This window comes from Phyllobacterium sp. P5_D12, assembly GCF_054049495.1.
Map to the genome: position 1 here is coordinate 1 of NZ_JBFUMG010000303.1, position 5401 is coordinate 5401.

Annotated in this window: 2 protein-coding genes; both read left to right on the plus strand. The window is 58.6% G+C overall.

The features are described from left to right. Positions 1-4822, plus strand: a 4822-nt coding sequence (locus ACXJ5O_RS17765) for a beta strand repeat-containing protein (RefSeq protein WP_457301042.1), incomplete at its 5' end; no start/stop codon positions are given. Between the two features lie 72 nt (positions 4823-4894). Next, on the plus strand, positions 4895-5215 hold the full coding sequence (locus ACXJ5O_RS17770; RefSeq protein ID WP_457301043.1) for a hypothetical protein: 321 nt from the start codon (positions 4895-4897) through the stop codon (positions 5213-5215). The last annotated feature ends 186 nt before the right edge of the window (positions 5216-5401 follow it).

Here is a 5401-nt window from a genome sequence, read left to right on the forward strand (position 1 = left end):
GCTCAAGATCGTCCGCGATATTGTCTCGACCGGAGATGCCACGCCTGACGTCGACACTGCCGTCTATTCGGACCTGCGTGCCAGTTATTCGTTCTCGGCCAATGCCGACGGCACGCTGGTGGTTTCCCATACCGGTGGCACCGCGCTTGACGGCACCGACATGCTGCGCAATATCGAACGGTTGCAGTTCAGCGATGGCACTGCAATCAACGTCATCGTGGGCACGCCGTTCAGCGACAACGGCCTTCCTCCGCAGGGTACCGGGCCATTGAACCAGCCCGCGCTCAACGGCACTGCACAGGACGACTTGATCATTGGCCTCGCCGGTGCCGACGTCCTCAACGGCAACGCTGGCAACGACATCCTTGTTGGTGGCGCCAACGGTACGGCGGCGACGACGACGACGACGACGTTTGCCGACAACTTCGAGCAGGGCAACAACAACAACAACAACGGCAACGCGAACTTCGCGTCGAACTGGGCTGAGGCCAATGACTCTGGTGGCACGACCAGTGGCCAGATCCGGATCGACGACGGCAACAACAATGTTCTCCGCTTCTACGGCGGCACGCCGGCCAACGATTACAATGGTGCGCAGATCACGCGGACCATGAACCTCTCTACCGCCTCAACTGCCACCATCACGTACTCGGCTAATCCGGACGGTCTCGACGCCGGCGAAACCGTAACGGTCCAGTTCGCGGCCAACGGCACGACCTTCGTGAACCTTCAGACGATCAGTGGTGACGGCAACGCAACCAACTATACCCATACCGTCACCGGTCCATTTGCAGCAAACGCGGCAATCCGCTTCGTGACCACGGCGATCAACGGGAACACTGAAGGAGTCAGCATCGACAGCCTTGCCATCAGCTACTCGACAGTTGCTCAAGTCGCCGGCGTGGATACCCTCAACGGCGGCCTCGGGGACGACACCTACTCGTTCAGCCTCGGTGACGGCAACGACACCATTAACGAAGCGGTTAACGCGTCCAGTGGTGGTACGGCGGATCGGATTTCGATCCTGGCGCCGACCACCGGCATCGATCCAGTGACGCTGTTGCCGATCATGACGATGACGGCGCTCAATGCCAATGACAGCAACACCGCGACTAACACGGGCGACCTGGTCATCAATTACGGCCTGGCTGCGGGCAATTCGCAAACGATTACGGTGGCCGGCCATTTCACCGGTGGCAATGCCGAGACGGGTGTCGAACGCATCAACTTCAATGGTGCGCAATACGAGGGCTACCAGCTCGGCGCCGAGGACTTTCTAATTAACCGTGCCGACCCGAACAACAATACACGCGTTGACCTGACGGGCTCGCTGGTCAACAATTTCGTGGCTGGCGAGAATGGCACCAATGACACCATCACCGGCGGCAGTGGCAATGACCTGATCTTTGGCGGCACCGGCAACAATACGCTCAACGGAGGCCTTGGCGACGACCTTCTGGTTGGCGGCACTGGCACTGATACGCTGGATGGCGGCGCTGACCTCGACACTATGGTCGGCCTCGGCGGCAACGACACCTATATCGTTGATGATGTCGGCGACGTGGTTGTCGAAGCCCTCAATGCGGGCACGGACACGGTGGAAACCCTGCTGGCTGCGCTCTCTATCGAGCTGATGGCCAATGTCGAAAACCTGACCTATACCGGCGTCGATGCCGACCAGTTCGTCGGGACCGGCAATGCGGGCAATAACGTGATCAGCGGCGGCGATCTTGCCGATACGCTGAGCGGTCTGGCCGGCAACGACACGTTGCAAGGCGGGCTCGGGGCCGACGCGATGACCGGCGGTGACGGCAGCGACGTCTACTTCGTGGACGAAGCAGGCGATGTGGTAACCGAGACTTCCGCCCTTGTTACAGACATCGACAGGGTTGAATCCGACATCTCCTATGTTCTCGGCGCTAATGTCGAAAACCTCGACCTCAACGGCGCCAATGCCGACATCAACGGCACGGGTAACGCTCTCAACAATATCATCAACGGCAATGACGGCATCAACCAGTTGTTCGGCGGTGGCGGTAACGATACGCTTGCCGGCAATGACGGCAATGACCTGCTCGACGGCGGCGAGGGTAATGACATCCTCAATGGCGGCGACGACAACGACACCATTATCGGTGGTGCCGGCAACGACACCATTGACGTGGGCAACGGTTTCAACACCATCGTCTATAACGCTGCCGGTTTCGGTGCGGATACGATTGCAAGCTTCGATGCAGCTGGCGGAACGCCCGCAAGTCAGGACCGCATCGATCTCAGCGGGCTTGGCGTCACGGCAGCGAATTTTGCCCAACGTGTGTTCGAATCCACTTCTGGCGGTAACACGATCATTACAGTGCGTGAGAATGGAGCGGCCTCGGCGATCCAGGGCACGATCCAAATCAACGGCGTCACCAATGCCAACATCGATATCACGGACTTCACCCTGGCGGCAGCTGCACCACCCGTGTTCGGCGTCGGCACCGCTGCTGCGAACACGATTACCGGCAACGCTGCTGCCAATACCATTAATGGCCTCGGGGGCAACGACACTCTGAGTGGTGCCGGCGGCGACGATGTCATCAACGGCGGCGAGGGTGCAGACGTCCTCAACGGCGGCGATGGCAACGACACGCTCAGTGGAGGAACAAATATTGCCAACGGCACCTATGCAGATACTTTCAGTGCCGTGGCTTATAACAACAACAACGGGACGCTCAACTTTGCTGGTAACTGGACAGAGACTGGCGACAACAACTCGGCGACTACTGGCGATATCCTTATCACCAACAACCAACTGAGGTTTGCTGGAACGATCGACACCAATGATTTCATCCAGCGCTCGATCAATCTGACCGGAGCCACGGCACCGACCCTTTCCTTCAACTATCAGGGTGCCGCTGCTGGCGAGACCATCGCTGTTGAAGCATTGAATGGCGGTACTTGGCAGTCTCTCGGGACGCTGGGAGGAGCAACCAGCGGCGCATTCGTCGCCGCACTTGATCCGGCCCACTCGGCTATCAGATTCCGTACCACAAGCGGTTTTGATCCCGCCGAGACGTTCAATATCGACAATGTAACCGTAACTTTGGGTGCCAACAGCGGTGTCGACACCATCAACGGCGATGCCGGCGACGATACAATCATCTGGAACGCCAATACGGCGGCTCCGACCGACGGCCGTGACATCGTCAACGGTGGTACCGAAGGCGCACTTGGCGATACGTTCGTCATGACCGGCAATAGTTCGGCCGAGACGTTCCGGATCTATACCCGGGCAGCTTTCCTCGCCGTGGTTGGAAACGCAGCTGTTCCGCTGGCGGCGGCAACAGAGATCGTCGTTACCCGCAACGGTACCAATGCGGCGGCCATCATCGCTGAATTGGCGGAGATCGAGGAAATCCGCGTCAACGGCGCTGATCCTTCCGGTAACGGAGCGGCCGGCGGGGACAATTTCGAGATCATCGGTGATTTCTCGGCGACCAGCCTGCGGCTCAACACCATCACCATCGATGGTGATGCAGGAGACGACAACATCGATATCACGTCACTCAGCTCGGCGCATCGCATTGTCTTCAAATCCAACGGCGGTAACGACACCATTATTGGAACCCTGCGTCCCCAGGATGTGGTCGAGCTGCCAAATGGGGCCACCATTGCTGATTATGAGGTGACTATCGAAGACGGTGTCACGACAATGACCAGCGGTGAACATACGATCAAATTCACCGCCCCCGACGGGATGCCGCAAATTGGCGACGACCCCATCGACGATGAAGATGAGGACGACGAAGAAGAAACCGAACTTCCCGGCGGCAATGACGACGAGGATGATGAGGAAGACGACGACGATAACGACGATCATCACACGGGCGGCGGTGGTTGCGACGATGATGATGACGATGCTCCGGCACCGGGAGCAGACTCTGGCGCAACTGGCGCACCGGTTATCGGTACGGCCAATGCCGATGTCCTGCTTGGAACTGTCAATGGCGAGAACATTATAGCATTGGGCGGCAGTGACACGGTCATGGGTGGCGCTGGAGCAGATGTCATCCGCGGCGATGAGGGCGATGACTTCATCAGTGCGGAAGGCGGCGATGATATCGCTTTCGGCGGTGCGGGAAGCGACGACATCCTCGGCGGAGCGGGTAACGACATGCTCTACGGCGATGCTGGATCAGATCGCATCTTCGGCGATGCCGGCAATGATCTGATCGATGCCGGGTCCGGCAACGATACTGCGCATGGCGGAGAAGGTAACGACATGTTCGTTGCCGCATCCGGCGACGGCGACGACACCTACTACGGTGACGCCGGCAGCGATACGCTCGACATGGCGGCAATTACTGCCAACCTGACAGTCGACCTCGGAACGGGCTTTGCGGGCCGGGGTAGTGCATCAAGCAGCCAATCGAGCAATGACACGCTGTGGAATGTCGAAAATGTGGTGACCGGTTCCGGTAACGATACGATCACTGCAAGCAGCGCAGTCAATGTCATCGACGGCGGTGCAGGCAATGACACCTTCCGCTTCCTCTCCGCAGGGGATGCGGACGGAGATACGATCGCCGGCTTCCAGCCGGGAGACAAGATCGATCTCACCGGTGTCGACGCCAATAACGGTTCGGGCGGGAACCAGGCCTTCACGCTGGTTGCGGGCTCGACCTTAAGCGGTGCCGCACAATTGGTTGTCACGCATGAAACGCGTGAGGACGGTGACTATACGATCGTTCAAGGCAGCGTCGATGGAGACAGCGGAGCCGAACTGCGCTTGAGCATCAAGGGGAACCATAACCTCACCAATTCGGACTTCCATCTGTAGTCCGAGAACTGACGGCGAGCCGCAACAACCGGCTCGCCGCCCTATACAAATATAAAAAAGGGGGGTCATGAAATGCGTACTAGACTTTATTTTACCAACCCTGCGGGCAGCACAGCTCGCTTTGATCCGTTCAAGCGCCGCACTGCTGGCCCCGCCGGCGTTTCGGACGCGCGCAGCCTGACAAGGACGTTGCATTTGCCATGGCTGCCTCTCTATCTCCTTGCGATTTATGTTTGTCAGCCAGCTTTGGGCCAAGCCGCAGTCATTGCCGCCGTGGTCATGGCAGTCATGACGGCTACTTCGGAAATACTGACGAAGCGCCTTGTCGCTAAGTGGTCGTCTCAGAGGCGGCTGCGTGGCGAACGATGGTGGAGCCCGACATATTGGATTTGAACTGGCAAGCGCGGTCCACCCGTGGCCGCTCCGCCTGAAGCCTCAACAAGAAACGGTAAGAAAAAATGCGCTCGAAAACCCCATTGACTGGCACCAAGCGGAAAAATGCCGAGAAGCTGACGCAAGGCTTTCGCGGGATATTCGTATTTCTCTTCACCACCTCCGGCGTCATCAACATTCTCGCAC